The 26,632-nt window shown below is 43.6% G+C and carries 24 protein-coding genes and 1 riboswitch; of the genes, 9 read left to right on the top strand and 15 right to left on the bottom strand.

The window, feature by feature from the left end; genetic code table 11:
* Nucleotides 1-32: 32 nt before the first annotated feature.
* Nucleotides 33-118, bottom strand: a riboswitch (glycine riboswitch).
* Between the two features lie 533 nt (nt 119-651).
* Both ATG66_RS12770 and ATG66_RS12765 read left to right on the top strand, forming a co-directional pair.
* Nucleotides 652-810: a hypothetical protein gene (locus ATG66_RS12770; protein WP_098415653.1), complete on the top strand. Its 159-nt coding sequence runs from the start codon at nt 652-654 to the stop codon at nt 808-810.
* Nucleotides 811-846: 36 nt separating this feature from the next.
* Nucleotides 847-1,581 (top strand): chromosome partitioning protein ParA, encoded by a 735-nt coding sequence (locus tag ATG66_RS12765; RefSeq protein WP_098415652.1) that lies wholly within the window; start codon nt 847-849, stop codon nt 1,579-1,581.
* 60 nt (nt 1,582-1,641) lie between these two features.
* Here the strand turns inward: ATG66_RS12765 and ATG66_RS12760 are convergent, their stop codons facing one another.
* The 12 genes from ATG66_RS12760 to proV form a co-directional block, all read right to left on the bottom strand.
* The gene (locus ATG66_RS12760) at nt 1,642-2,025 is read right to left on the bottom strand and encodes a hypothetical protein (RefSeq protein ID WP_179885658.1); all 384 of its coding nucleotides are present in this window, start codon (nt 2,023-2,025) and stop codon (nt 1,642-1,644) included.
* A 214-nt stretch (nt 2,026-2,239) separates the two neighbouring features.
* The gene (locus ATG66_RS12755) at nt 2,240-4,189 is read right to left on the bottom strand and encodes an LTA synthase family protein (protein WP_098415650.1); all 1,950 of its coding nucleotides are present in this window, start codon (nt 4,187-4,189) and stop codon (nt 2,240-2,242) included.
* A 102-nt stretch (nt 4,190-4,291) separates the two neighbouring features.
* Entirely contained in the window at nt 4,292-5,731 is a 1,440-nt protein-coding gene (locus ATG66_RS12750) for a sensor histidine kinase (RefSeq protein WP_098415649.1), read from the bottom strand.
* The gene (locus tag ATG66_RS12745) at nt 5,721-6,377 is read right to left on the bottom strand and encodes a response regulator (RefSeq protein ID WP_098415648.1); all 657 of its coding nucleotides are present in this window, start codon (nt 6,375-6,377) and stop codon (nt 5,721-5,723) included. The genes ATG66_RS12750 and ATG66_RS12745 overlap by 11 nt, the downstream gene beginning before the upstream one ends.
* A 3-nt stretch (nt 6,378-6,380) precedes the next feature.
* Entirely contained in the window at nt 6,381-7,016 is a 636-nt protein-coding gene (locus ATG66_RS12740) for a tetratricopeptide repeat protein (RefSeq protein WP_098415647.1), read from the bottom strand.
* A gap of 13 nt (nt 7,017-7,029) precedes the next feature.
* Entirely contained in the window at nt 7,030-7,824 is a 795-nt protein-coding gene (locus ATG66_RS12735; protein ID WP_098415646.1) for an SDR family oxidoreductase, read from the bottom strand.
* Between the two features lie 8 nt (nt 7,825-7,832).
* Nucleotides 7,833-8,516 (bottom strand): TenA family transcriptional regulator, encoded by a 684-nt coding sequence (locus ATG66_RS12730; RefSeq protein ID WP_098415645.1) that lies wholly within the window; start codon nt 8,514-8,516, stop codon nt 7,833-7,835.
* Nucleotides 8,517-8,541: 25 nt separating this feature from the next.
* Nucleotides 8,542-10,092 carry an AMP-binding protein gene (locus ATG66_RS12725; protein ID WP_098415644.1) on the bottom strand — a complete coding sequence of 517 codons (1,551 nt, stop codon included), beginning with the start codon at nt 10,090-10,092 and terminating at the stop codon, nt 8,542-8,544.
* A gap of 7 nt (nt 10,093-10,099) precedes the next feature.
* On the bottom strand, nt 10,100-10,711 hold the full coding sequence (locus tag ATG66_RS12720) for a thermostable hemolysin (RefSeq protein WP_098415643.1): 612 nt from the start codon (nt 10,709-10,711) through the stop codon (nt 10,100-10,102).
* A 225-nt stretch (nt 10,712-10,936) separates the two neighbouring features.
* On the bottom strand, nt 10,937-11,944 hold the full coding sequence (proX, locus tag ATG66_RS12715) for a glycine betaine/L-proline ABC transporter substrate-binding protein ProX (RefSeq protein WP_098415642.1): 1,008 nt from the start codon (nt 11,942-11,944) through the stop codon (nt 10,937-10,939).
* Nucleotides 11,937-13,028 carry a glycine betaine/L-proline ABC transporter permease ProW gene (gene proW, locus ATG66_RS12710; RefSeq protein WP_098415641.1) on the bottom strand — a complete coding sequence of 364 codons (1,092 nt, stop codon included), beginning with the start codon at nt 13,026-13,028 and terminating at the stop codon, nt 11,937-11,939. Before proW ends, proX begins: the two co-directional genes overlap by 8 nt.
* Nucleotides 13,029-13,032: 4 nt before the next feature.
* Nucleotides 13,033-14,220 carry a glycine betaine/L-proline ABC transporter ATP-binding protein ProV gene (gene proV / locus ATG66_RS12705; RefSeq protein ID WP_098415640.1) on the bottom strand — a complete coding sequence of 396 codons (1,188 nt, stop codon included), beginning with the start codon at nt 14,218-14,220 and terminating at the stop codon, nt 13,033-13,035.
* A 439-nt stretch (nt 14,221-14,659) separates the two neighbouring features.
* On the opposite strand from proV, the gene ATG66_RS12700 reads away from it, so the two are divergent.
* The 7 genes from ATG66_RS12700 (at nt 14,660) to ATG66_RS12670 (ending at nt 23,229) form a co-directional block, all read left to right on the top strand.
* Nucleotides 14,660-16,540 carry a DUF294 nucleotidyltransferase-like domain-containing protein gene (locus ATG66_RS12700; protein ID WP_098415639.1) on the top strand — a complete coding sequence of 627 codons (1,881 nt, stop codon included), beginning with the start codon at nt 14,660-14,662 and terminating at the stop codon, nt 16,538-16,540.
* Nucleotides 16,537-17,286: a 3'-5' exonuclease gene (locus ATG66_RS12695; RefSeq protein WP_179885657.1), complete on the top strand. Its 750-nt coding sequence runs from the start codon at nt 16,537-16,539 to the stop codon at nt 17,284-17,286. The genes ATG66_RS12700 and ATG66_RS12695 overlap by 4 nt, the downstream gene beginning before the upstream one ends.
* A gap of 221 nt (nt 17,287-17,507) precedes the next feature.
* Complete coding sequence (locus ATG66_RS12690) at nt 17,508-19,175, top strand: BCCT family transporter (RefSeq protein ID WP_098415638.1); 1,668 nt, start codon at nt 17,508-17,510, stop codon at nt 19,173-19,175.
* Between the two features lie 310 nt (nt 19,176-19,485).
* On the top strand, nt 19,486-20,019 hold the full coding sequence (ectA, locus tag ATG66_RS12685; protein ID WP_179885656.1) for a diaminobutyrate acetyltransferase: 534 nt from the start codon (nt 19,486-19,488) through the stop codon (nt 20,017-20,019).
* Between the two features lie 33 nt (nt 20,020-20,052).
* Nucleotides 20,053-21,318, top strand: a complete 1,266-nt coding sequence (gene ectB / locus ATG66_RS12680; protein ID WP_098415636.1) for a diaminobutyrate--2-oxoglutarate transaminase — start codon at nt 20,053-20,055, stop codon at nt 21,316-21,318.
* Between the two features lie 15 nt (nt 21,319-21,333).
* Complete coding sequence (locus ATG66_RS12675; RefSeq protein WP_005377769.1) at nt 21,334-21,720, top strand: ectoine synthase; 387 nt, start codon at nt 21,334-21,336, stop codon at nt 21,718-21,720.
* 84 nt (nt 21,721-21,804) lie between these two features.
* The gene (locus ATG66_RS12670; protein WP_098415635.1) at nt 21,805-23,229 is read left to right on the top strand and encodes an aspartate kinase; all 1,425 of its coding nucleotides are present in this window, start codon (nt 21,805-21,807) and stop codon (nt 23,227-23,229) included.
* Between the two features lie 88 nt (nt 23,230-23,317).
* Here ATG66_RS12670 and ATG66_RS12665 read toward each other — a convergent pair whose 3' ends face one another.
* Genes ATG66_RS12665 through ATG66_RS12655 form a run of 3 tightly spaced genes read right to left on the bottom strand, consistent with a single transcriptional unit; the run spans nt 23,318 to nt 26,631 of the window.
* Entirely contained in the window at nt 23,318-24,469 is a 1,152-nt protein-coding gene (locus tag ATG66_RS12665; RefSeq protein WP_098415634.1) for an ABC transporter permease, read from the bottom strand.
* Nucleotides 24,466-25,632: an ABC transporter permease gene (locus ATG66_RS12660; protein ID WP_098415633.1), complete on the bottom strand. Its 1,167-nt coding sequence runs from the start codon at nt 25,630-25,632 to the stop codon at nt 24,466-24,468. Before ATG66_RS12660 ends, ATG66_RS12665 begins: the two co-directional genes overlap by 4 nt.
* A gap of 18 nt (nt 25,633-25,650) precedes the next feature.
* The gene (locus tag ATG66_RS12655; protein ID WP_098415632.1) at nt 25,651-26,631 is read right to left on the bottom strand and encodes an HlyD family secretion protein; all 981 of its coding nucleotides are present in this window, start codon (nt 26,629-26,631) and stop codon (nt 25,651-25,653) included.
* Nucleotide 26,632 lies beyond the last annotated feature (1 nt).

The raw sequence follows: 26,632 nt of genomic DNA, 5'->3' as shown, positions 1-26,632 counted from the left end.
CGAACAAAATAATCAGGTTGTAACTTTCCACTCCTCTGTCCTTTTGCCTGAGAGTTTCACCTTGCATGAGTGCAAGACTTGCTCCTTCGGCGACCGATTTAACGGTTCTCTCCAGAGGTTCCTCCAACAACAGTCCCCGCTACCTAAGTAGCACCTGAAATAGTTAATTCTTCGGCGAGTTATGCTAATCAAATGTTAACTTTTGATTGATAACTACTCTCCTGCAGTCTTCATCGGAACAATTACTCAATCAAATGAGTAAAGGCTAGTTAATGATGCTGGCCATCATTAACGTGTGAACTTTATCATGTTTTTGGGCTATTTCAACACTCCGTGTTCATTTATTTCCAACGAATTCAACCAAAATGTGGTCGTTTGGGCTGAGTCAGCGCCGATATCAAGGTTATCGGCTGCATAAAGCACTCATTTGGGATAAAAATAACTAAAGAAAAACTTTCATTCCTATGAATGCATTACAGCAGGGCAAAAATAAGTTATTCAGTTAAGACCACAAAATTGCTTAAAAGCGGAGCACTTACTTTAAAATCTACGCTAAGTTGACCTTATGAAGCGTACAAATAGGTTACAATGAATTTTTGCGGGATTGTCTATAGACTTAAGCAAATTTTCACAAATGGACAAGGAGGCTGTATGACCAGATTGTTAGTTATTGCGATGTTGATTGCAGTAGCGTTTGTGCTATTTCGTTATCGAACCAATGAAAAAGTTCAAAAAGCGACCGTCATAACATTAATTGGCGCATTCCTGATTTATACCGCATCGATTATGTTTGCGGAGTTGATTCGCTAGCAAAGCAAAAGCAAAGAACCCTTGGAGTAACAGACGGTGAGTTCTCAGAAAAATATGGAAGAACAAGACGACGTGGTTGTCATTGAAGAACGTGACAAACGCACTCACATCTATATCGCGATTGCTGCGATATTAGGCTTAGCATTTGGAGGTCTTGTCGGTTCCATAGTGACGGCGAATAAGTGGGAATCGACCTACCGCGTTTTAGAAGAAAAATACCAAATACTAACGCAAGATAAACAACAATTAGTTTCTCAAGTTACAGTACGTGAAGAAAGCCTAGATAAAGAACTTCAAGACAAACTAAATGAACTTCTTACAGCGAAAGAAGTAACGCACAAACAAGAGCTCAAGAAACTACAAAAGCAGTTAACTGAACTCGAGAAAGTCAATCTGTCACTGGAATCTCAAGTGAGACAACAGAGAGATAAAATCAATACCACAAAGACTGAAAACGAAAAGCTAAGTCGTCAGACTGATATGCAAGCGACTATTTTTGAGCGTTCACGTGAAGTGTTCCAAAAAGAGCTGAAAGTTTCACAACAGTTAGAGTCTCTCGAGAAAGAGCGTACAAAGTTACTGCCTAAAATAGAGAAGCTGAAAAAAGAGTGCGACGTATTCCTAGAAGGTAAGTCTTGGGATGTAAAATCAGATGCGTGTGATAAGCATGATGAAGCAAACTCGCGTTTAAGTCAGATTGATCAGATGATTGAAGTTTATAAACTTGACCTAAAGCAGATCAAAGCGCTCACAGAAGACATGGGTTTATAAGCAACTCTGGCTTAAGCGAGAACAAAAAAGGGGCTCACTGAGCCCCTTTTTTACGTAAGATTAGATACGTGATGCATCATAACCCGATGCGAGGAGTAATTCTCGTTCACGCTTAATCAGTTGGGCGCGATCTTCAATTAGTTCATTTAATGCCTGAGATGGCCGGCGAGCGAGCGCTTTGAATGATTCAAAAGATTCTGCGTTGTCTATTTCTTCAATCATTGCGCTAATGACGTTGCGGGCTTCACAAGGATTGCTCGTGGTGGTGAAATACTCCACTTGTTTCGCCGCGACTTTCATCTCAGTGAGCAACTCAAGCGGGCTACTTTCTTTAGCCACCGCCATGTAGTTATCCAAGACGCGCTTGGCGTACAGAAGTTCTTGAAGAGGGATATCGCGTCCACTTTCGATGAGGGAGTCACTAAGGATCATACTTGAGCTCATGGGCATTCCTTTATTTTTCATACAGCCGCTGGTGTTTACTCGAGTCTAATTTATTGACGTCTGAATGGGAATGGTTGAGAAGCAATTCAAACGATATCGTAATGCAATGGGTCGGAGAACGGACTTACCCCCTGCAACTTAGGTCTCTAAACTCCAATGGTATTCATGTACTGGCATGAGCTGAGGTCATGTTATATCAGCGAATAAAAGGGGGTTAATTAGTCTGTTTCGAAGAGTACCAGTTGTTTTGATACGCTTTAGAAGCAAATAGCGCGTGAGCTTTGGCTCTTTCAATTACAGATTCATCGACGTCCAATGGCTTCATTGTTTGGTTTTTAAAGTCATACTCCAAGGTCGACACTTTTCCGCCCGGAGAAAGTACAACCAAGTTATCGCGCGTTAAATAACCAAAGTTTTTGTCGTATTGCATCATTGCTCGCTCATCCTCCCTAGCTATTGATTTGGTTAAATCGCGGCCAGTCATTGGCGTTTTCGCATCGATACCAATTAAAGAAAGCAGCGTTGGCGGCATATCTATATTGCTTGCAATACGGTCATCTTTGCGTGGCTGAATGTCTTTACCAATGATCAACGCAGGGATGTGGAAGTGCTTAACTGGAACAAGGCTAGCGCCAGAAGCACGAGCGTCATGGTCCGCAATCACAATAAAAATAGTGTCATCCCAGTAGGAGGATTGCTTTGCGTTGTCGAAGAAGGTGCCCAGAGCGTAATCTGAATACTTCACGGCGTTGTTACGAGTCATGTACTTTGCATCGTACTGATCGATTTTACCTTGGGGGTATTCGTATGGACTATGGTTGCTGGATGTAAATACTAAGCTGAAGAATGGTTTGTCGCTTTTTGAAAGGCGGTTAAACTCTTCATCCGCCTTGTTATAAAGATCTTCATCACTTACCCCCCAAGAGCCAACAAAGTTTGGTTTTGGGTAATCTTTTTCTTCCACAATTTGGTCAAAGCCATTGCCAAAGAAAAAGGTCTTCATATTGTCGAAGTTGGCCTCGCCACCGTAAATAAACCCGGTTTGATAACCTTGCTCTTTCAGTAGCTGGGCAATGGTGAAGAAGCCGGTCTGACTTTTGCTCAGCTTTACAACTGCACGAGAAGGCGACGGTGGAAAGCCCGTTGTCACGGCTTCAATGCCCCGCACAGAACGCGTACCTGTGGCGTACATTTGGGTGAATTGCCAGCCTTCTGCCATTAACTCATCAAGATTGGGTGTAAGTGGTAAGCCTCCTAAAGAACCAATAAATTGTGCGCCTAAGCTCTCTTGTAGCAAAATCACCAAGTTTTTCGGCTTACCTTGATATATCGCGGGGTTACTGTTCATCGTTGGTAACCAAGTCAGGTCAAAGTCTGATTTAGTTGAAGAGGCTCGCACTAACTCCAACATCTTTTGGTTGTCCATCTTGCCGTAAAACTGTTCAGCGCTTTTTTCTGACTTCATGTTATTTATGGCAAACAATAATGAATATGAAGAGTTGAGTGCTAGGTCATTTAATAATGGATCGTTGGAAAATGCCACCATTGCAGGGTTGAGTGGACGATGACCTAGTGATGATCGCGCACCAGTAACGCCAAGAAGAACAACAAATATTGCTAATAGTGGACGCCATTTCCAGTTGACCTGTTGTGCGCGGTCGGTCAGTTTTTTGCTCCATTTCCAACCAAGAAAAAGTGTTAAAACCGTACCTATACCACCAATAAAAAGCGCTGGTTTGTAACCAGCCCAAAGCATACTCATTACTTCTTTAGGGTAGATTAGATACTCAACGAATAGGCGATTTGGACGTAAGTCGTACTCCTGAATGAATGGTGCAGTCGCGAGTTCCATATACACAATCAGCCAAAGTCCAGCAACCATCCAAAGGCGTAGAAGCCACTTCCAACATCCGCCAATCTTCTTATTTAATGGCAAAAGGGCTGAAAGGAGAGCAGGCAAAATAAATAACCAGCACAATGTAGCAACATCGACACGAATACCTTGAGCGAGTATATAAAAGAAGTCATTTAAAGTATCAATTCGTTCAAGTTGCCACGAAGCGAGAACAATGCGTGAAGCAGATAAAAAAACGAGTGAAAACAAGGAAAAAACAACAATAGGCTGTAATGGTCCCCAAATGGATCTCTTTGGCACGTTACTCATAGTTATTCGAATAATTTTGTTATCTTGTGTTGTTTTTAACAAAGCAAGCGTGAAATAAACGTGAATTATAATGTGGGGCTACTCATCAACGAGGAAAGGTGGTTAGGTAATGCCTTGCATCATCTTTCGATCCGTTTTGGGAAAAGCAACGACAAAGGTATTCATCTCATTTTCTCTTAGGGCGAGCTCAATGGTTGCACTATGGAGTGTTGCTATGTCTTTGCAAATCGACATGCCTAAACCTGCACCGTCTCCTGTTTCAGAGTGGCCGCGGTAGAACTGCTCAAAAAGCCGCTCTCTTGTTTCTGGTGGTATCTCTGGGCCAGTATCCGAAATTAGGACTTTGATGGTATTTTGATTTTGAATCATACTCACAAGGATTTCACTTCCATTTCCTGAATACCGAATCGCATTGTCAATTAAATTGCGGAACAAAACCTCTAACAACATGCGATCTCCCGCCAACTGTGCTTGAGAAGGCAAGAGACTGATATCTTGATTTTGCCTCAACGCCAGTGGGGCTAAGTCGGCAATCACGGTTTGTAGTAACGGTGTTAACTCTATGCTGTCAAATCCGCGTTCTGAGAAGCTTTCAACTTTCGCCAGTGTTAGCAGTTGATGAATTAGACGGTCTGTTCGGTCAATGCCTTGTAGTATGTTGTGTAGGTCGCCGCGCAGCTGCTCGGGGTCATTACTTTCAAGTGCGTTTTCTATATTGAGACGAAGTATGGTCAGTGGCGTTTTTAGCTCGTGTGCGGCCGCTCGAGTAAAACGCTTTTCACGTTGCCACGCTAATTCAAGCTCAGAAAGTAATGCGTTTAATGCTTTAATCAGTGGGGCAAGCTCAATGGTGTTGTCTGTAACATGAATGCGATCTAAGCGATGTACATGACGCTGAGTAATGGCGCTCTGAAGCGCTTTGATAGGACGAAAATATCTATCGATTAACCAAAAGAGTAAGAGCAGGAGGGTCGGCAACAGTAGAAGTTGCTCTATTGAGGTAGACAGTGCGATCTCATGGATTATCTCTTGTCTGATTTCTTGTTTCTCGGCCACAACAACAAACTCGTTTTGGTACGTTGTTCGTGGCAAAGAAAGTTGAAACGTGCGCCACTGAACGCCATTTTTAATTACGTTTGCATAGCCATTATTTTGGAAGGATGACGAAAGGGGCTGTAGAGACGGAGATGAACTCCAGAATAGCTTATTGTTACGATAAAATTGGAAAACTAGGTTTTGTTCGTAAGGGTGGCCGAACTTTGTCGCTTGGTCATCATCCGACTTAGCTAACAATTCAATATTTTTCATCCACTGGTCAAACAGTTCTTTATGGTTAGCGAGAGTGTTTTCTTGGGTTGAAATAGAGAGCGTAAGCAACATCAATTTAGCGGATTGTCCAAGCCTTGCATCATAAACTTCTTCCACCTCGTGTTTGGCGGATTGAAAACTAAAATATAGCGAGATAAGTAAGAGTACACTCACCAATATGCCGACGGATAAAGTGAGTTGACGTTTAATCGAGTACGGTTTTTTATTTCTCAAGAATATACCCTACACCACGAATATTTTTTATGATCACATTGGGTGCTTTTTTGCGCAGGTTGTGAATGTGAACTTCTATAGCATTATCGCTTGAACCTTCATCCCAGCCATGCAGTGTCTGTTGCAATTGCTCTTTACTTTGTACACGTCCGGCATTAGTGATCAAATTGGTCAGGATCTTGAATTCGTTGCGTGTCAGTTTAAGCGGGGCATTATCGTATCGAATGCTTTGCTCGGATAAAGACAGAGACAGTAATCCGATCTGAATAACTTCTTCCGCGCTACCGGATTGACGGCGAATCAATACGCGTAATCTTGCGAGTAATTCTTCTAGTGCAAAAGGTTTGCCCAGATAGTCATCTGCACCACCGTCTAACCCTTGTACACGGTCACGTATGTCGTCTCGTGCCGTGAGTATCATCACGGGAAGATTGAAGCCTCCTTTTCGAATATTCCGTAAAACTTCTAACCCATCAATGTCGGGTAGGGAGAGATCCAAAATTACAGCGGTAAATATTTCAGTTTTTAGTGCGCTTGTCACACCAGCGCCTTTTTCAACCCAATCCACAGTTAATCCATGGCGACTTAATGACGTCACCATGGATTGACCGAGTAATTTGTCATCTTCTACAAGTAATAAGCGCATCGGTTACTTTAATCTCCCAAGAGTCGCTTCGATTTCCATTTTTCTGCCCTTATCGGCGATAGGACGGTCTGGGCGTGGTGATGCTTGTTTGGCGCGGGTGAGATACACTTTCGCCTCTTTATCGCGACCTTCTTCTATAAGGAAGTCACCATAAAAATAGTTCGGATCGATACCTTTTGGGTTGATCTCTAACGCTTTTTTTAACATTTCTTCGGCTTTTTCATCATCGCCAAAGGCAAGTGGCCATCCTGGGACTTTGTAATACAGAGAGCCTAAGCTCGTGTATGCTGAACCATCAAGCGCACGCGGAGAGGATGCAATCACACTTTCTAACAGAGATTTCGCTTCTTTGGCTAAAGAGAGTGCGCCTAGACCTCCTTGAGCGCCAGCAAGTGATGCTTTATTGATCGCAAGCCAAATCGTGAGTTCTGGGCTACCTGGTTCTCGATCAAGATAGATGCTGGTTTTTGCAATGGCGCGATGAAAGCATTGCTCCTTCTCATCGCTGTCGAACGTGTTGTATTGACATTCAGCCCATTTTTTTTGAACGTCTTGAATTGGAGTGTTGCGCGCCAACGCTGCTGTTGAAACGAGCATTGAACAAGTTATCACAGTGCAAAATAGTAGTTTGGTATTCATCGTGAGTATCCTCTCAGTGACTGACTCGGTTTACATATTGTTGAATGGTCTCTTGTTGCTTGCGAATTGCAGAAGAGACAGCGTCGGGAAACAGTTGATTGATGCGAGCGAATAATTTTTCTGGCCAACCTATCCATTTTGCAGAAATTTCTTTTTCCAACATGGTCACAACGTGTTGCGCGACGACCTCGGGTGAGTCAGTTTTATTACCCAATTGTCGATTCATCTGATTGACGGCATCGCTATTCAGTGAGGTTGCTGTTGCTCTTGGTGCCAAATACAGCGCACGGATTCCGGTTGCGAACAGCTCTCTGTCGAGCGATTCGGTAAAACGGTGCAACCCCGCTTTTGCCGCGCAATAGGAGGTATAGCCTGGGTAGCCAATTGAGCCGAAAGTCGAACCAATATTGAGAATCACCCCAGGCTGTTTTAACCACGTCAACGCCGATTGGCATAGCAGCATCGGCGCAACGAGATTGAGTTGGATTTCGTCTGCAATCTGCGTTGGTCGCTTGTGGCTTAACAACGAGAAATCGTTGCTGCCTGCGTTGTTAATCAATGCGTCCACTTTTTGATGTTGGCGCGCTCGATCTTTAATCGCTGTTAATCCTTCTGATGAGGTGATGTCTGCAATGACCAGGTTATGGCGTTCTGGATTCGACAGTTCACGCTGTAGTGTTTGCAAGCTATCTTCGCTTCGCCCAACAAGAATGAGGCTGGCACCGCGTTTTGCTAACTCTTGCGCGATGGCTTGCCCAATTCCGCCCGTTGCGCCTGTTAGTAGAATGGTGCTGTTATTTATAAACATGCATTACCTCATGCTGTTTGTTGAGTAGAGAATGAGGGCAGAGTATGTAGCATCTGTCCGTAGAGATGAAACACCATGTTGGCGGCATTAATAATGACTTGTTGGTCTTCCACTTTGGTAACGTTATTCATCAGTGATTTAAAAAATTGCAGATGCTCTTGGTCTAACACGCTGTGTGAAACTAGGTAAGTCATTGCTGACGGCGGTAGGCTTAGCGTTGACTGGATTTTTTCTGCCATTTGGCCACCAATGCCGACGCTGGTGCCTTCTAATACCCACACCATGCCAAACAGCGCGAGTGGGTTGTGGCGGTCAATGTTGTGGTAAAGATAGGAAACCATCAATTCAATAGGCGCACCGACTTGGCCTACATCTTTGCTATTGCGCACCGCATCGGCATCGCCGCCGCACGCTTTGATGTCGTTCAAAATCCATTCTTGATGGCCCTTCTCTTCATTGATGTATTCCGCAATGGCTTCTCGAACCCATTCATATTCAGATGATAAACGACTGCCGCACGCCATCAGCAAGGGAACGGTGTGCTTAACGTGATGGTAAGCTTGAGTCAAAAAAGCGATATACATCAGTGTTGAAATCTTACCTTGTTCTACGTCGGCAATCACTGGTGCCGATAACATGGCTTGTTGAGCTGCGGCAGTGCTTTGTTTGAGTTGTTCGAAAAATAAAGTCATAACCTTCTCCTTAAGAAGCCATTAACTAAGATGCAGTTTGGAAAGATGTAATGTGTTGCTGAAAGGGCAAATCGATGCGTTGGAGCTTTTGCGCTTGCAGCGTTAATTCAGGCGTTGTGCTCGTTAATAACTGAGCCACATCATGTTCGATTTGATTTCGTTTGAGCTTGCCGTTATCCGTGTACCAACCAGAGATGGTTCGTGGGTTGTCAAGCAGCAATAAGGTTCGGATTTGAGCGTAATCGGGTAGGGTGCTATTTAAAGCACGAACTTTCTCTTCAACGTGTTCGTTGTTCGTCACGACTGCGCACAATGCTTGTTGGCTATCACCCGTAACGATAAGTGGCGTCATCGGCAAAAACGCCAACGCTTCTGATTCAATCCACTCCGGTGAGACATTTCTGCCATACGCGGTGACGATAAGGTTCTTCTTGCGTCCTGAGAGAGTGACAAAGCCTTGCGCATCAATTTGGGCTAAGTCGCCAGTTGCTAACCATTCTTGAGTAAACGGCTCATTCAAATAACCAAGAGCAACGTTGCCTTTGACGAGCAGTTCACCATCTTCCGCGATATGAAGTTGAGTATGAGGAAGTGGTTTTCCACAGGAGCCAGGTTTGAATGCGGCAGGTGTGTTCAAACAAACAACGGAGCCACATTCAGACAGTCCGTATCCTTCAAATGCTGGAATATTAAGTGCGCGTGCAGCGTTAATCAGCTGCGACGATATTCTTGCGCCGCCAACAGCGACGAACTTGAGTGACTCGACAAGCGACGACTTTTGCTTCGCGATCTGGATGAGGGCGAGTAACAACGCAGGCGTCAGGACCAAGCTTTCTGGTTTTATGGTGGTTAAAGCTTGTGCAAATAAACGTGGTTCGAAATGGCTTGAACCAAGTAATCCCGTTTTCTGTCCAGGCAAGATATACGACTTAACCCCCAACAGTAGTGGTACATATATACCAGTAATGTTTTCCAGTAGCGTAGAAAGAGGCAGTAACACCAAGTGTGAGTGAGCTGTACCATTGACAGCGTCAGAAAGTGATTTAGCCACTAAGCAAAGATGGTCATTGCTTAAGCACACACCTTTGGGCTGGCCGGTGGATCCCGAAGTAAACGTAATCTTCCCTGTCTTGGGCAGGAAAGTCACTTGCTCTTTAGATTGTCTGCGAAGTAAAGGTAAATTAGCGATTGAGACCTTGCTGTCTTGTACGGTAGAACGCCATTTTGGGTGAGATGACAACCAGTTTTGCCAATCGCCAATCAACGTATCTACGCCGGATTGATTTAGCGTATGCTCGATTTGAGCATCAGAAAAGAAAGTCGGGATAGGCACGACCACAATATTAGCTGCCATTGCGGCTAAATCGACAATTGCCCAGTTAACGCTATTTTCTGCACGTAGAGCGAATGCCTTGATGTTTTGCGTCATGAGCTCTGAAGCGACTTGTTCGATTTTGTTGAGTAATTCAAAGTAAGTGAGTTCAACCGCTTGGCCAGCGTCATCGACACCTATCAAAGCAGCATGATTTGGGGTAGCGTTTGCCCATTTAACAATACTATCAAGGAGAATATTCATACGTTACCTACGCTTGCTTATGTTTCTTTTCTTGGACTAATCTTAGGCGCTCAAGGCCTTTAAGCAGATTCCCTGCCAGAACACGAGGTTGATGTTCGTAGTAAGAGCCCCACGTAGACTGTGCATCGGTTACTTTGTTTTGTTCGGCTTGTGCAATGATTTGAGGCTCTAAGCCTAGACGTGTCATCATGGCATGTAGCGGGTCGGTGGCGGTGAAGATGCACCATTCAAATCCCTGTTCAACTAACATTTCTGCGATGAGGTAAAAGTGCAGCGAAGACATGCCTTTTGCGAAAGAAGCTAAATGACCAAATTCCACCAAGTTCGCACGCGTAACCTCGCAGTTAAAAGCAGAGGAGACAAGTTTATGTGCATCGTCTTCTAAATATTGCTCAAGAAATAAAGGCTGACTTTCAGCGATGCGAAACCCGCATACAGAGATAATATGCTCATCATTGATAAGCGTTAAATACGCTGGCATAAATTGTTTCAGTTCGGCAAAAAATGCTTCTTGATAACGCTGAGAAACATGCTCAATAACATTTTTCCACAATGGGTGTGTGGAGTAGACAATTTCTAGCGTAAACCCCTTTGCTAAATTTGATGCATAGTGTTTCATTAGCGCTTCCTTGTTTTGTCTGTTACCTGTAAGGTAAAGCGCAAAACTTAAGAAACTCTTAAGAAATGAAATTTAAATCGACAATTAAAGCGTTTGAATGTGGGTTGGTGGAGTGCCATTTCGCAAATGGTGAGCGTAGAGAGTGAAAAGAGACAATAAAAGAAGAGCCAACTGATGGTGTCAGTTGGCTCTAACGTTTTTATAAGCAGAATCAGTTGATAGAGTTTACATCGCCGCTTTTTTCGCTTCTTCTACCCATGCATCAAATGTCTTCTGGTTTGCTTTGATCCAACCATTCACGTGAGATTCGATGTCTGCTGAGCTATTTTTACCTTGGCTCATCATCATGTTCTGCGCACTCACATCATTGATGTTAAGTTTGATGATTTCAAACAGCTTAGCTGCTGCTGGATTGTTTTCGGTAAACTCTTTGTTCGCCACGATACTCATCGAGTTCATTTCGAAGCCGTAGTTTTTACCGTTCTTTAAGGTAGTGTCGATGTCTTTACGCTCGCCAGGCAATGAAGAAAATGGCACTTCTAACCAAACTACGTCTTTACCCGGAACCAATACACCACTTACCCAGTACGGTGTCCAAGTGTAGTAAAGAATCGGGTCACCTTTTTTATAGCGAGAAATGGTATCAGCGATGATTGCTGCGTAGTTACCTTGGTTGTGAGTTACGGTGTCACGAAGGCCGAAAGTATCAAGTTGATGCTCAACCACTAATTCACAACCCCAGCCTGGGTTACAACCGGTGAGATCTGCTTTACCATCATCATTCGCATCGAAGAGTTTTGCTAATTTTGGATCTTTCAACTGACCAATATTAGTGATGTCGTATTTCTCAGCGGTTTTTTTATCGATAAGGTAACCTTGGGCTGCACCACTGACATAGCGTCCTTTGCGGAAGAAACTATCATCACCACCAGACATGGTGTATTTGTCAGCGTGAAGAGGGAACCAGCCTACTGCTAGGAAAGTTGCATCCCCTTTGGCAATAGAGGTGTAACCGACGTTGTAATCCACTTCTTTGGTTGGTTTTACATCGTAACCAAGTTCTTCTAGCGCACGATTTACAATTAAAGTTTGAAACGTTTCTTCAGCAACAGTCGATTGAACGGGCTGAACAGTGACACCTTCTCCTGGCAATTCGCTTGCCACAGCATAAGTTGAAAATGCGACAGTGCTTAATGCTCCCACAGAGAGCGCTTTCTTCCATGAATTATTCATTGATGTTTCTCCTAAGTTTTAGATCGTCTTGGTTCGTCTTTGTTTTCAGTTTTAATAGGTATGAAACAGGACCTGTGTGATACCAACGGAGCTTGGTGTTACCCGCATTTACACCCAGAACTTGAGTAATGCGGTCCAATAAAATTGCGAGAATTACGATACCCAAGCCACCAACAGCGGCAAGCCCCATATCCAGTCGGCCGATACCACGTAACACCATTTGGCCCAAACCACCTACAGCAATCATGGACGCAATGACCACCATAGAAAGCGAAAGCATCAAGGTTTGGTTCACACCCGCCATGATAGTAGGTAGAGCTAATGGTAATTGAATGCGGTATAGCATTTGTTTCTTGCTTGCACCGAAGGAGTGACCTGCTTCTATAAGCTCTTCAGGGACTTGTTGAATACCCAAAATCGTTAAACGCACGACCGGAGGCAGGGCGAAAATGATCGTTACAACAACACCCGGTACGTTACCAATACCAAATAGCATAACGATTGGAACAAGATAAACAAACGCTGGAGTAGTCTGCATGGCATCCAAAACTGGTCTCACAAACTTAGCTGCAGTGTTGCTTCGCGCCAACCATATTCCCATTGGTAACCCAATTAACAAACAGAAAAATACGGCGGTTAGCACCAGTGCCAGTGTTGTCATGGCTTGTGCCCAGGCGCCAATCAAGCCAATAAAGATAAGAGAGGCGAAGGTTGAGACACCAAGTTTTACGTTTGAAAATTGCCACGCTAACAAGAATAAAATCAGTACCATTATCGGCGCGGGTGTCGATACCAGCGCAGTTTCAAATGAGGTCAGAATAAAGTCGATTGGAATCCGAATCGCTTGGAAAACCGGACGACCATGTTCTACTAACCAGTTTAGGCCTGACTCCACCCATGTATCGAGTGGCAATACTGCATCTTGAAACGGGTTCATAATATCGAATGGCGCTTGTTCCACGGTCTCTGAACTTAGCCAGTCATTGCTTGGCGCAGCTTCTGTACCTGTACCTTGCGACCAAGGGTCATCTTGAGCAGGGGCAGTGTTCGACCAGGGATCATTATTAGTTTGTTCTGATGACATCGTGTTAATCCTTATCTAGTGTTTGCAGAAGACGTGATTTAGTCACGACACCAAAGTACTTACCTTGCTCATCTACTACAGGTACGGCATAAGGAACGCCGGCTACCAAACCCAAAATATCATTAACTGATTGGTCTGGCTGAAGAGTGACCTCGTCCGTTAATTGTGCACTGGTTAAAGAACGGTTTTCTTTATGAGCCAAGCGCAGTGAGTCGAGAGACACAATGCCGGAATATCGGTTAGATTTATCGACAACAATACCGTAATCACGGTCATGATCCATCAGGAGCTGCATTGCAGAGCCTGGCCCATCATGCTCAGACTTTTTGAAGACTGCCGCTGGTTTTTTACGAGCGATGTCTTTTACTGTCAATACACTTGCTATGTTTACGCCACGGAAGAATGCTTCCACGTAATCATTTGCAGGCTTGTGTAATATCTCATCTGGCGTACCAACTTGGACAACTTCACCGTTTTGCATAATGGCAATACGATCACCGATGCGCATTGCTTCGTCTAGGTCATGAGAGATGAATACAATCGTACGTTTATCATCGTTTTGCAGTCGGATCAGTTCATCTTGCATTTCAGAACGAATCAGTGGGTCGAGGGCTGAAAATGCCTCGTCCATCAACAGAATATCAGGGTCGCAAGCCAAAGCTCTCGCTAAGCCAACACGCTGTTTCATACCGCCAGAAAGCTCATCAGGGAAAGATTCTGCATAAGGGTCTAGGCCTACACGTTCTAATGCAGAAAGAGCATTTTGATTACGTTCATTAATATTGACGCCGGCAAGCTCTAAGCCGAATGCTGCATTTTCGATTACAGTCATGTGGGGCATGAGCGCAAAACTTTGGAATACCATCGAGATATTATTACGACGAACTTCTCGCAGATCATCTTCAGAGATGTGGGCAATGTCTTTACCTTTCAGGTAAACATTCCCTTTGGTAGGTTCAATAAGTCGGTTGAGAAGACGAACGAGGGTGGACTTTCCCGAGCCGGAGAGGCCCATGATAACAAAAATTTCACCTTCATTGATGGTGAGAGATACATCGTTTACGCCGACTGTTAAACCTGTCTGTTCAAATATATTGTCTTTATCGATACCTTGTTCGATAAGTGAGAAAGCTCTTTCAGGCGTTTCTCCAAACACTTTATACAGTCCCTTAACTTCCAGTATGGGATCCATGTTATTTGTCCTTTTTTGTGTGTTTATAACTGTCTAACGATTTGTACTCTAATTAATTTTAGTTCAAATTTCAACGAATGCGATGATGTTAATTGTATTGGAATACATGCGACGCATAAGTAAAGCCCCACATTTTTATTGATTTAATTTAATTTAAAAACAATGGCTTATAGTTTAAGTGTGGTGGTTTCAGCATAAGCATAATAATAGGGTGAATTAATTTTGAATTTTATCAGAACATTTCAAGTCAGTATGGGTGCATATCTATAGAGAGGGCCTGGTCTGTGGTTTAGACTTAAAACTATTAGAGGTCTAATGGTTGGGTGGTGTTTTGTTCTACGAAATAAGTTAAGTATTGTTAATCTTAGATTTATTTATTGCTTGATTTAATTCTTGGTGATATTTATCGCTGTAGTTTAGGCAATGTATGGAATAAAGAATGGAAGCCGAACAGTTAGAAGTGCTCAACTTCATTAGCCAGTATCCACCTTTCGATGAACTACCAGAGGAGTATCTGAAGAACATCGCTCTCAATGCTGAAGTTGCGTACTTTCGGCAAGGGACTGAAATCCTTAACTCTGGAGACACGATTCACGACTTGTATATGGTCAGAAGCGGCGCGGTAGAGATCTATCGACGTAAAGGTGAGTTGTATAACAGAATTGATGCTGGTGGACTTTTTGGCCAGATGGGCTTGCTAATGAACAATCGTGTTCGTATGCCAGCCAAAGCAATAGAAGATACCTTGGTTTACTGTATTCCTGAAACTATCTTTAATGAGCTCTGTGATGAATTTGAAAACTTTGCAGACCACATGGAACTGGAAGACAGTGCGCGACTACGTACTGCTATTTCAAGCCGCTCTGAAGGTAATGATTTTACTACCGCAAAGGCACGTAAGATACTTGCCAGAGAACCGATAACGTTAGAAGTAACCGCGTCCATTCAGGAAGCGGCGATACTTATGGCAGAAGAAAACATCACGTCTTTGCTGATTGTTCGTCCAGCTGAAGAGTTAACAGAAGAGGACGATGAACAACTGCTTGGCATTCTTACTGACCGTGATCTTTGTATTCGCGTATTAGCCCAAGGTATTGATACCAATGTGCCTGTTAGTGAGGTCATGAGTTATGACGTGGTTTCTTTAGATTATAACGCCTACGTTTTTGAAGCCATGTTGACCATGCTGCGCTACAACGTCCACCATCTTCCTATTTTAAAAGATAAAAAGCCGATTGGTATTATCGGCATGACAGATATCGTTCGTTATGAATCTCAAAACAGTTTGTTGCTTGTCAGCTCCATATTTCAGCAAACCAGTGTTGACGATTTGAAATTAGTCTCTGAACAAGTCAAAGATTGTTTTGTTCGTATGGTTAACGAAGATGCAAACGCCCATATGATTGGTCGAGCAATGTCCGTTATTGGCAGCAGCTTCAAGCAACGATTAGCAGAGTTGGCGGAGCAGGAGTTTGGTCCTGCTCCAATACCGTATTGTCTCGTGGCCATGGGGTCGATGGCCAGAGATGAGCAATTAATTGTGACCGATCAAGATAACGCGCTTATTCTCGACAATAGTTACGATGCAGAAAAACACGGTGAGTACTTCGAGAAATTTGCCAAATTTGTTTGTGATGGATTAGCGGCATGCGGCTATGCTTATTGTACCGGAGGTATCATGGCGACAAATCCGGAGTGGCGTAAAACTCGTGCAGAATGGGAAGAGTGTTTTGGCAACTGGATTGACAACCCAACGCCAGAAAGATTGTTGAATAGCAATATATTCTTTGATCTCTTGGGTGTGCACGGGCGTGTGAAGTGGGCCGAACAGTTGAGTAGTTTTATTGTGCGACGAGCAAAAAGAAATAATCGTTTCCTTGCTTGTATGGCTTATAACGCGATACGCAGGACACCGCCATTAGGCTTTTTCAAAGACTTTGTTATGGAAAAAGATGGTCGACACCGCAACTCTATCAACTTGAAACGAAGAGGTACGGCACCACTTGCAGATCTAATACGAGTACATTCGCTTGCTATTGGTTCCCGTTCACAAAACTCATTTGATCGTTTGGATGATATTAACGATGCTGGGATACTGCCCAAAGGACGAGGAATGGACTTGAGAGATGCAATGGAGTTGATTTACATGGTTCGCATTCGTCACCAAGCGATAGACATCGAGAATGGCGATGAGCCTGATAATAATATAGAACCAGAAAACATGTCTGAGTTTGAGCGACGCAATCTAAAAGCGGCATTTCAGATCTTCAGTAATGCCCAGAACTTTATTAAGTTCCGTTACCAGAGAAGTGGTAAATGATGTGGTTCTCGACAAGTAGAACGAAAGAGCAACCGCTGCTGAATACAGCTCAAATACCGGAGTGGTCATGCTTGTTCAAACAACTCGCTGCACAGGCAAAAGACGAAAGGCTTAAACGTTACTACTCAACCCCTATGGTCAGTGGTAGCACTCCCTTAGAAGAAGTGCCGTTTGTCTCGGTCGATTTTGAAACGACGGGTCTGAATGCCGAAGAAGATGCGATTCTCACGATAGGTCTTGTGCCATTCAACATTGATCGTGTTCAATGTAATGGCTCAGCGCATTGGGTGATCAATCCTAATCGTGAGCTCAATCAAGAATCGGTTGTGATCCACGGGATTACAGATTCTGAAGTCAAAAACGCACCTCAATTGCCCCAAATCTTGGGGGAAATATTAGATGCACTCGCAGGCAAGGTTGTGTTGGTCCATTATAAAAACATCGAACGGCAGTTTTTTAATAACGCTTTAGTTAACTGTATTGGTGAAGGTATACAATTTCCAGTTGTTGATACACTAGATATTGAATATGCGATTCAGCGTCGAGAGTGCATGGGAATTCTCAACAAATTAAAAGGTAAAAAACCTGGCTCAGTAAGGCTAGGGCACGCTCGAGAGCGCTACGGCCTTCCAGCATATCAGCCTCATCATGCATTGACTGATGCTCTTGCAACCGCTGAGTTGTTTCAAGCGCAGTTGCAATATCACTTTGATCGAAGCATGCCCATTTCTTCGATTTGGCAATAAAAGTTGTTTATCATTAAAGAACAAAACGCAATGATTTATGGGGAGATGATTATGATTGTGGCCTAGAGTAGCTAGGGTCTGTGACGAAGAAAAACAAACAGATCTTAATTTAGAATATGTTTTTACTTGAATATGTGCTTGGTAGTGATGCCAATGTTACATCACTCAGACTCCGACAAAAGTAATTTAAATTTGGTCACGTATTTTTAAGGAGATTATCCGTGAGCACCGATAATGATAATAACGGAGGCATTCAACGCCCCGATGGAAAGGTAAATGCGATAGACACTGACTACCAAATTGGTCAGGACAATGTCGCGTTAAAAGTAGGGCCTTTTGGTCTTGATATTCATAACCGTGTTTTTGCAATTTCTGGGATGGCCATCATCCTATTCGTTGTGGCGACACTGACATTTCGTCAACAAGTAGAACCGTTTTTTGCGGGCTTACGATCATGGCTGGTATCCAATTTAGACTGGTTCTTCTTGGCGTCTGGTAACGTTTTTGTGGTGGTTTGTTTACTGCTGATTGTTACGCCACTTGGCCGTGTGAGAATCGGTGGTACAGAAGCGACGCCGGATTATTCTTATGCTGGCTGGTTAGCCATGTTATTTGCGGCTGGTATGGGCATCGGCTTGGTGTTCTTCGGCGTGTCGGAACCAATGTCTCACTTTAGCTCAGCGATTGGTGGCGTGAGTGTCGAAAACGGCGTCCGTACCGATTGGGCTCCCCTCGGTGGTGCAGAAGGGGATGCAAGTGCTGCATCAACGTTAGGTATGGCCGCGACTGTTTACCACTGGGCGCTTCACCCTTGGTCAATTTATGCATTATTAGCTCTTGGTTTGGCTATCTTTTCGTTTAACAAAGGTTTGCCACTGACCATGCGCTCGATTTTCTACCCATTATTCGGTGAGCGCATATGGGGATGGACTGGCCACATCATCGATATATTGGCTGTTGTCGCGACCGTGTTTGGTTTGGCTACATCATTGGGGTATGGTGCTTCTCAAGCGGCGACAGGTTTGAACTTTTTGTTTGATATACCAATGACAAACACAACGCAAGTTGTACTGATCGTTGTCATCACTGCCCTTGCGTTAATCTCTGTTGTGGCAGGGCTAGATAGTGGTGTAAAGCGTCTATCAGAAATCAATATGGTCCTAGCTGCATTGTTGTTGCTATTTGTGATTGTTGTTGGCCCTACACTGGCCATCCTAACGGGGTTCTTCGAAAATATTGCATCCTATGTGACGAACATTCCAGCGCTTTCAATGCCGTTTGCACGTGAAGATGTAAACTACTCTCAAGGTTGGACTGCATTCTACTGGGCATGGTGGATCTCTTGGTCACCATTTGTGGGCATGTTTATCGCTCGTGTATCTCGTGGACGTTCTGTACGTGAGTTCATCATTTGTGTGATTTTGATCCCTTCTACCGTATGTGTATTTTGGATGACTGCATTCGGTGGAACGGCGATTAGTCAATACGTTAATGACGGATACCAAGCGGTATTTGAGGCCGAATTACCACTAAAATTATTCGCAATGTTGGATGTTATGCCTTTCGCAGAGATCACCTCTCTTGTCGGTATTGTTCTGGTTGTTGTGTTCTTTATCACTTCGTCAGACTCAGGTTCCCTAGTCATTGATACAATCGCCGCGGGCGGTAAGGTCGATGCACCAACGCCTCAGCGTGTATTCTGGTGTACATTTGAAGGCTTAGTGGCAATTGCGTTAATGCTTGGCGGTGGCTTAGCTGCGGCTCAAGCGATGGCCGTCACCACTGGCTTACCATTTACCATTGTATTGCTCGTTGCCACAGTTTCTCTGGTGAAAGGCTTAATGGATGAACCGCGGCCAAAAGTAAAAAGTAAAACCAGGAAAAAGTGAAGTAGAGTCTATCAATATTATTGATAAAAACGGCATGCGAAAGCATGCCGTTTTTTTATGTCATCAAGTTTTGATGATAATGAACGTGCTGAAAATTTATAGTTTATTGTGCGTTTTTTGTACGGTTTATTTAAATGACTTTTTAATAAGTTAGACATCGAACGATTTAAAGACTTGGCTGATTGGCTTGTTTTTGTGATGCAGATCACAAAAAAGCGGATAAAATGCCCGATTATTTGATTTTTAGTCGCGAGAAATGCCCATAATAAAAAGGAAATTTAATTAGACCTCAAAGGATATGTATTTGCACATGATCACATCAGCACCTTGGGTCCTTTATCCAGAGATTGGAGAGAGCTCAAGCAAAAAATGGATTTTTCGTGAACCTAAAATCTCTGATGGTGACGACATTTACAGCTTAATTGCAGACTGTCCCCCATTGGACATGAATTCTTCTTATTGCAATTTTCTACAGTCTACGCACTTTAGCAAAACCAGTGTTTTGGTTGAGCACAAAGGCGAAATCGCAGGTTTTATTTCGGGCTATCAGAAACCAAGCGAACAAGACGTTTTATTTATCTGGCAAGTTGCAGTCTCTCCTCGTTTTAGAGGTAATGGTTTAGCTATCCGCATGTTGAAAGAACTTCTCATTAGAGAGGAATTAAGCGGTGTTAAATCGGTAGAAACAACCATCACGGAAGAAAATAAAGCCTCTTGGGCATTGTTCAAAAAATTAGATGCGATGAACGGCAATCATGGCCAAGTAAGCACATTTTTGGATGAAGAAGCCCACTTTAAAGGCAAACACGATACAGAGTATTTGTATCGCATTCCTCTCAAATAAACTCAAACAATAGGAATTAAAAACGGTCTCATCATGGATATTTTCAAAAAGCAGGAATCCAACGTACGCTCATATTCAAACAACTTTCCAGTTATCTTTCGTAAAGCGAAAGGTTGCTGGCTGGAAACAGAACAAGGTGAACGCTACTTAGACTTCCTTGCTGGAGCGGGATCTCTAAATTACGGACATAACAATCCGGTGCTTAAGCAAGCGTTACTTGAGTACATTGAAATGGACGGTATTACTCACGGTTTGGATATGCACTCAGAAGCGAAGGCATCGTTTCTTGAAGCGTTAGATACTTACATCCTAAAACCACGTAAGTTGGACTATAAAGTTCAATTTACCGGGCCAACAGGTACTAACGCTGTTGAAGCAGCGCTTAAATTAGCGAAAAAAGTGAAAGGTCGAAGTAGTGTTGTTGCATTTACTAATGGTTTCCACGGCTGTACAGCAGGTGCATTAGCGGCAACAGGTAATCAACACCACAGACAAGGTAATGGTTCAAGCTTAAATGACGTTACTCGTATTCCTTTTGAAGGTTATGCAGGCGTTGATGGCTTGGCTTTATTCGAAACCATGCTTAACGACAACTCAGCGGGCATGGACAAACCAGCAGCTGTGCTACTTGAAACAGTACAAGGTGAGGGTGGTTTGAATGCAGCGTCGAATGAATGGCTGCAACGTTTAAGTAAAATTTGTAAAGCAAATGACATTCTTATGATTGTCGATGATATTCAGGCTGGTTGTGGACGTACTGGTACGTTCTTTAGCTTTGAACCATCAGGCATTCAGCCAGATATCGTGACCTTGTCTAAATCTATTGGCGGCTACGGTTTACCAATGGCGGTTGTGCTACTTAAGCCAGAGCTGGACCAGTGGAAACCAGGTGAGCATAACGGCACGTTCCGTGGCAATAATCACGCGTTCATTACAGCGGCTAAAGCATTAGAAATTTACTGGGCTAACGATGATTTTGAAACACACATCAAGCAATGTTCAGAAAAAGTAAGCGATGTTATTGATCGCTGTGTGCACCGCTTCCCACAAATGTTCGTGCAGAAAAAAGGTCGCGGCATGATGATCGGTATTGAATGCATTAACGGCGATATGGCCTCAGAAATTGCGAAAGACTGTTTCGGCAACGGCATGGTTATTGAAACTGCCGGCCCAGACGACGAAGTCGTGAAATTCTTCTGTCCGTTAACGATTAGCGAATCAGAGCTAGACCAAGGACTAAGCATTTTTGAAAGCGCAGTAGAAACCACCGCTGCGAAACATTTCAAACAAGCATCTTAATAGGGATTATTAACTATGATCGTTAGAACGCTCGATGAGTGTCGCAATAGTGAGCGACGTGTTGTGTCAGATAACTGGGAAAGTGTCCGTATGTTGTTAAAAGATGACAACATGGGTTTTTCTTTCCACATCACAACAATCTATGAAGATACTGAAACGCATATTCACTATCAGAATCACCTAGAATCCGTTTTCTGTATGAGTGGTGAGGGTGAGATTGAAGTCGTAGGCGGGGAAACTTACCCAATTAAACCGGGAACGCTATACATCCTTGATAAACACGATGAGCACTACTTGAGAGCATATAAGAATAAAGAAATGGTAATGGCGTGCGTGTTTAACCCGCCTATTACCGGCGCTGAAGTTCACGATGAAAATGGTGTTTACCCTCTCGTTGACTAACCGGTTGATGTGAGGCGCTTGTCGCCTCACATTCATATCTCTTTTCTTTTTCTTTTAAAATTATTAATCAAAAAAAGGCTTATCATGACATTTACCGTAGAAAAAATCGGCGGTACATCAATGACAGCATTTGATGCTGTTCTCGACAATATTATTCTTCGTCCCAAATCGCCATACAATCGTATCTTCGTTGTATCTGCATACAGCGGTATGACCGACGCACTATTAGAATGTAAAAAAACCAGCAAACCAGGCGTATATCAACTTATCGCAAAGCGTGATGATAAATGGGAAGAAGCTTTAACATACGTAGAAAGCCGTATGTTATTAACGAATGAAAATATTTTTGCAGACCCAATGAGCCGTATGCGCGCAGATAAATTTATCCGCTCACGAATTGCTGAAGCAAAAAACTGTATTGCGAATATTCTAGAAACTTGTCAGTACGGTCAGTTTTCATTGCGCCAATATTTACCTCAAATTCGAGAGTTTCTCTCGTCTATTGGAGAGGCACACAGTGCTTATAACACCGCATTGAAGCTAAAAAATATGGGTATTAACGCTAAGTTCGTTGACCTGTCCGGTTGGGATAATCAAGCGCCAAGAAGCCTTGAAGAATCGATTAGCGACGCATTTGCTGATATTGATGTGTCAAAAGAACTGCCAATCGTTACTGGTTATGCTTACTGTAAAGAAGGGCTAATGCATACCTATGACCGAGGTTATAGTGAGATGACATTTAGCCGCATTGCCGCCATCACAAAAGCGGATTTAGCGGTAATTCACAAAGAATATCATTTGAGCTCTGCAGACCCTCGCGTCGTCGGCCCTGAAAAAGTATTGCCAATAGGTAGTACAAACTATGATGTGGCAGATCAACTTGCTAACCTTGGTATGGAAGCCATTCACCCGAATGCGGCAGCAGGTTTGCGTGAGAGTGGTATTGAGCTGCAAATAAAAAATACGTTTGAACCTGAGCATGAAGGTACATTAATTTCTTCAAGCTACCGTCCAGAAGAAGACAAAGTTGAAATTATTGCGGGTAAAGAAAAAGTATTCGCACTGCATTTATTCGACCAAGCAATGGTAGGGAAAGCGGATAATGTAAGTTATGAGTTAATGGAGATCATCTCAGATGCTTGCGTTAGTTTGGTCGGTAAAGAGATGAATGCGAACTCAATCACTTACTACTTAGTTGGCAGCACGGATAGCTTGAACAAAGTGCTTTATAAAGCAGAGAAACGTTATCCAAACGCTTCGATAAAAGGCCGCATGGTTGCGCTGATTTCAGCCATCGGTTCTCAAATCGATACCAACAAAACGTTGGCTAAAGGTGTACTTTCTCTAATGAATAACGGCGTGACTCCGGTTGCGCTGCACTCATCAATGAGAAACGTAAACGTTCAGTTCGTCGTAAGTGATAAAGAATACCAACATGCGATTTGTGCATTGCATGATGAGTTTTTCCCGCCAGTTCAAGGGAAAAAATCAATGGATGATGTTGCTTAAGTATTACATCTGTTTTCTAAAAGCACGGAACAAAAGGAGCCTCGAAAGTGGCTCCTTTGTTTTTTAGACCCAATATTTAGTCTGAAAGCTAGCTTATGCTTTCCGTCACAACTGGTTTAGAATTGCGTCTTGCAATCCAATATGCCGCACTTCCCCAAAGAACGGTCAGAGCCCAAAGCCCCGTCCAATACTCAGCCACTTGTTGCCACGTAGCCCCCATTTGATTTAGTGCCAGAAAGCCTTTAATTGCCCATGTGCTTGGGCTTAAGTCGGCCAACCAAAGCAGTGGGGCAGGGATCGATTCCACAGGCCAGATAAAGCCAGCTAAGAAAATTAGTGGCATTGAACTCACTAATACTACAAAAGTCACTAATTCTCGTCTTGGTAATAAGTAGCCCAAACAAAAGCCTAGACCGCAGCATCCAAGCAAGAATGGCAACAGCATAGTGAGCAATTCATCCGCTTTAGCGATATGGTTAACGTTCAGACGTTCGAAACTGAACCCCAAGTAATAGGCACTCAGCAAGTAGTAGACCGTCACAAAGACAAGGGTTCGTACCAGTATCAATGAGCCCGTTGAGACTTGAGACCAATATCCACGTCCGTGACGCTGTGAGCCGGTTTGTAATCCCACTGCCATTATCAGCGTTTGTTGTAAGATCAGCACAAACACAGCAGGAACCACATATTCGATGTATCCCATCGTTGGGTTGAACGTCGGTTTCATATTCAGCTTAACTGCGGAGTAGTTGTGGCTAGCCATACTCAGAGGTACGCCATTAATCACCATTTTACTGACTTTCACTTGCGCGCCTAACGTTCCGCCAGCTTGTGCTAAACCTTCAACTACGGTCCCGTAAACTAAAAAATAAGAAGCATCAGCAGCATAAGCGAGGGTAGGGCTTTTACCTAGCATCAGGTCTTTGTAAAAGTGCTCAGGGATGACTAAGAAGCCAGTAATATCACGATTTAAAAAAGCTTGTTTCGCATCTGCAATGGTATGAAGCCGAGTCATCACTTGTACTTGTGGAGTCGCATCGACCATACGTTCAAGTGTCAAACTGGTTTGACTACCGTCCAAATTTACAATTGCAATTGGCTGTTCACGTGGTGTTTGTTGCGCGTAAGGCAGAGGATATAAAAACGAATAGAACACCACCCCACCAAACACGGTTAATGTCACGACCGGATTCGTCAGAACGGATCGAATTTCCGCTTTAAGCAGTTGCCATAATGTCATACAGCCTCCTCGCTTCGACACTTAAGTGCAGCCGTTCTGTATTTACTCATTAAGGCGGCGGTTAGTATCAAAGGCACAACGTAGCCAATCATCGGGCATAAAGTACGTAAAGATTCTACAGTGGATTCGCCATAGCTGGCTTGGCCGATCTGCACTTCAATGTAATGGGTAATGGGTAATAATGATCGCCAAGCGTAAGCGAGCGTATTCATGTCAGAGACTGGGAAAGTAACCCCCATAAAGGCAAAACTAGGCGCAGTAAAGGCGCCTGCAAAACTCATAGCGCGGGCAGGATCCATTGATAAAAAGAAGAATAACGCTCCCATAATCATGCAGGCAATTATTGTACTTAACTGAGCCAGTAATATGACAATGAAGCTGCCCGCCATTGGCCAATCTAGTAAGAGATAAAACCAATAAAGAAAAAGTGCGCCTTGCAGCATAAATACAGGAATATATCGACTCAAAATAAAAGCCAGCTTTGCGTATGGTTTGTCGCCCAGAAACTCAAACTGCGTTTTCCCAGCGTAAATACGAAAATGTGCCGCTAAGATCAAAATGGTGCTTACAACGATACCAATCTGCCAAATTGCTGGAACGATCGCGGTAACCAAAAACTGAGCGTAGTTGTTATTGCGGTTAAATAGGGCTGTGATCTGAGTTGAAACAGGTACGGCTTGGCCCGTTGCAGCAAGCGTTGTGGTATTCCCTTGCGCCAAATTATTCATCACCTCAAGCTGAGCATCGAAATATCCTTGTGCTTGTGCAACAGCAGAGTTGACCAACTTTGCGACCAAAATATATTGGCTGTTGTAAAATACAGAAAGCTGAGGCTGACGATGCTGAAAAATGTCCTGATCGAATTGCGGTGGAATCACCGCATAAGCGTAAATATCGCCTTCGATCATCGCATTTTTTGCTTCAGTCGCACTGGTGTAGTGATAATTTACCGCTAAGCTAGATGAAGCATCTAAAAATTGAGTCAGTTTTCTGGACAGTTGGGAGTGTTGTAAATCTACGACACCTATTGGTAGATCCCGAGCAATACCTGCTGAGAATACGCCCCATATGGTAATAGCCAGTAAAAGCGGCACCCAAGTGATGCACGATAGTAACCACTTGTCTCGGCGCAAGATATGCCGTTGTGAAATCTTAATCGTCATAAAGTCCACCCGTTGTGATTAGAGTTCAACAACAACACTCATGCCCATGCGCAGCTTAGATTCCGCTTGAGTTGGACGAGCTTCTACTTCAAACGTGCGCAAATCAAAACCTTGAGACGCGTCGGTTGCTCTCCAAGTGGCAAAGTCACCCATTACGGCAATATGCATTACTTTAAACTCAACATTTTTGTCTAAAGCTGGGAGATATGCGTTAAAGGTTGAGCCTTTGTTGAAGTGCTTTAGATGATCTTCACGGACGTTAAGCGTTGCCCAAGCATCTTGCGTATCAATAACTGTGACGACAGGAAAACCTTGCGGTGCTAACTCGCCACTTTGAAGTAATATTTGAGAAACTTCGCCATCAAACCAGCTGTAGATTTGCGTATCTTTGGCATACGCTTCAACCTCTGCGACAGCACCAGAAGCCATACGAGCTTTTTCAGCCGCAGCGACTTTTGTTTCACTACGAGCGCCTTCTTTTGCCATCTCGTACATCTGGTACGCTGCGCTTTGTGTGTATTTCGCGGCTTGCCACTGGGTTAATGCTTCGTCGCGTTTTTGTTCTGCAACGACACCATCTTTATAAAGATTATTGATTCTGTTGTAAGTCTTCGCCATTAAATCCGCGGCAGATTTGGCTTTCAGCCATTGATCTTTGGCTGCTTGAATTTGTTGTTCACGGGCGCCTTTTTCTGCCTCTTGCGCTAAAGCATCTGCCGCCTTTTCACCAGCTTTTGCTTGCTCTAGCTTCGCTTCTATTTCAGGGCTATGAAGCGTAAAGATAAGTTGCCCTTTCTCAACATTATCACCTTTGCGAACCATTACCTCATCAATACGGCCCGCCACTTTAGAAGAAATACTGTACTGCTGAGCCTCTATCAACCCTTGGAGACGAACGGGTGCTGGCTGATAGGCTTGATAAAATTGATAGCCAATCCAAGAGACGATACCCAAAGCACAAAGTGATAGGAAAACAGGTTTTAGAGATTTCGCTGCCATG

Source organism: Vibrio sp. ES.051, assembly GCF_002563795.1.
Lineage (GTDB): Bacteria > Pseudomonadota > Gammaproteobacteria > Enterobacterales > Vibrionaceae > Vibrio.
This window is presented reverse-complemented; position numbering and strand designations above follow the sequence as displayed.

Coding starts and splice junctions, on each gene's coding strand:
- ATG66_RS12770 (WP_098415653.1), top strand. CDS start 652: ATGACCAGATTGTTAGTTATTGCGATGTTGATTGCAGTAGCGTTTGTG.
- ATG66_RS12760 (WP_179885658.1), bottom strand. CDS start 2,025: ATGAGCTCAAGTATGATCCTTAGTGACTCCCTCATCGAAAGTGGACGC.
- ATG66_RS12755 (WP_098415650.1), bottom strand. CDS start 4,189: ATGAGTAACGTGCCAAAGAGATCCATTTGGGGACCATTACAGCCTATT.
- ATG66_RS12745 (WP_098415648.1), bottom strand. CDS start 6,377: ATGCGCTTATTACTTGTAGAAGATGACAAATTACTCGGTCAATCCATG.
- ATG66_RS12740 (WP_098415647.1), bottom strand. CDS start 7,016: ATGAATACCAAACTACTATTTTGCACTGTGATAACTTGTTCAATGCTC.
- ATG66_RS12735 (WP_098415646.1), bottom strand. CDS start 7,824: ATGTTTATAAATAACAGCACCATTCTACTAACAGGCGCAACGGGCGGA.
- ATG66_RS12730 (WP_098415645.1), bottom strand. CDS start 8,516: ATGACTTTATTTTTCGAACAACTCAAACAAAGCACTGCCGCAGCTCAA.
- ATG66_RS12725 (WP_098415644.1), bottom strand. CDS start 10,092: ATGAATATTCTCCTTGATAGTATTGTTAAATGGGCAAACGCTACCCCA.
- ATG66_RS12720 (WP_098415643.1), bottom strand. CDS start 10,711: ATGAAACACTATGCATCAAATTTAGCAAAGGGGTTTACGCTAGAAATT.
- proX (WP_098415642.1), bottom strand. CDS start 11,944: ATGAATAATTCATGGAAGAAAGCGCTCTCTGTGGGAGCATTAAGCACT.
- proW (WP_098415641.1), bottom strand. CDS start 13,028: ATGTCATCAGAACAAACTAATAATGATCCCTGGTCGAACACTGCCCCT.
- proV (WP_098415640.1), bottom strand. CDS start 14,220: ATGGATCCCATACTGGAAGTTAAGGGACTGTATAAAGTGTTTGGAGAA.
- ATG66_RS12700 (WP_098415639.1), top strand. CDS start 14,660: ATGGAAGCCGAACAGTTAGAAGTGCTCAACTTCATTAGCCAGTATCCA.
- ATG66_RS12695 (WP_179885657.1), top strand. CDS start 16,537: ATGATGTGGTTCTCGACAAGTAGAACGAAAGAGCAACCGCTGCTGAAT.
- ectA (WP_179885656.1), top strand. CDS start 19,486: ATGATCACATCAGCACCTTGGGTCCTTTATCCAGAGATTGGAGAGAGC.
- ectB (WP_098415636.1), top strand. CDS start 20,053: ATGGATATTTTCAAAAAGCAGGAATCCAACGTACGCTCATATTCAAAC.
- ATG66_RS12675 (WP_005377769.1), top strand. CDS start 21,334: ATGATCGTTAGAACGCTCGATGAGTGTCGCAATAGTGAGCGACGTGTT.
- ATG66_RS12670 (WP_098415635.1), top strand. CDS start 21,805: ATGACATTTACCGTAGAAAAAATCGGCGGTACATCAATGACAGCATTT.
- ATG66_RS12665 (WP_098415634.1), bottom strand. CDS start 24,469: ATGACATTATGGCAACTGCTTAAAGCGGAAATTCGATCCGTTCTGACG.
- ATG66_RS12660 (WP_098415633.1), bottom strand. CDS start 25,632: ATGACGATTAAGATTTCACAACGGCATATCTTGCGCCGAGACAAGTGG.
- ATG66_RS12655 (WP_098415632.1), bottom strand. CDS start 26,631: ATGGCAGCGAAATCTCTAAAACCTGTTTTCCTATCACTTTGTGCTTTG.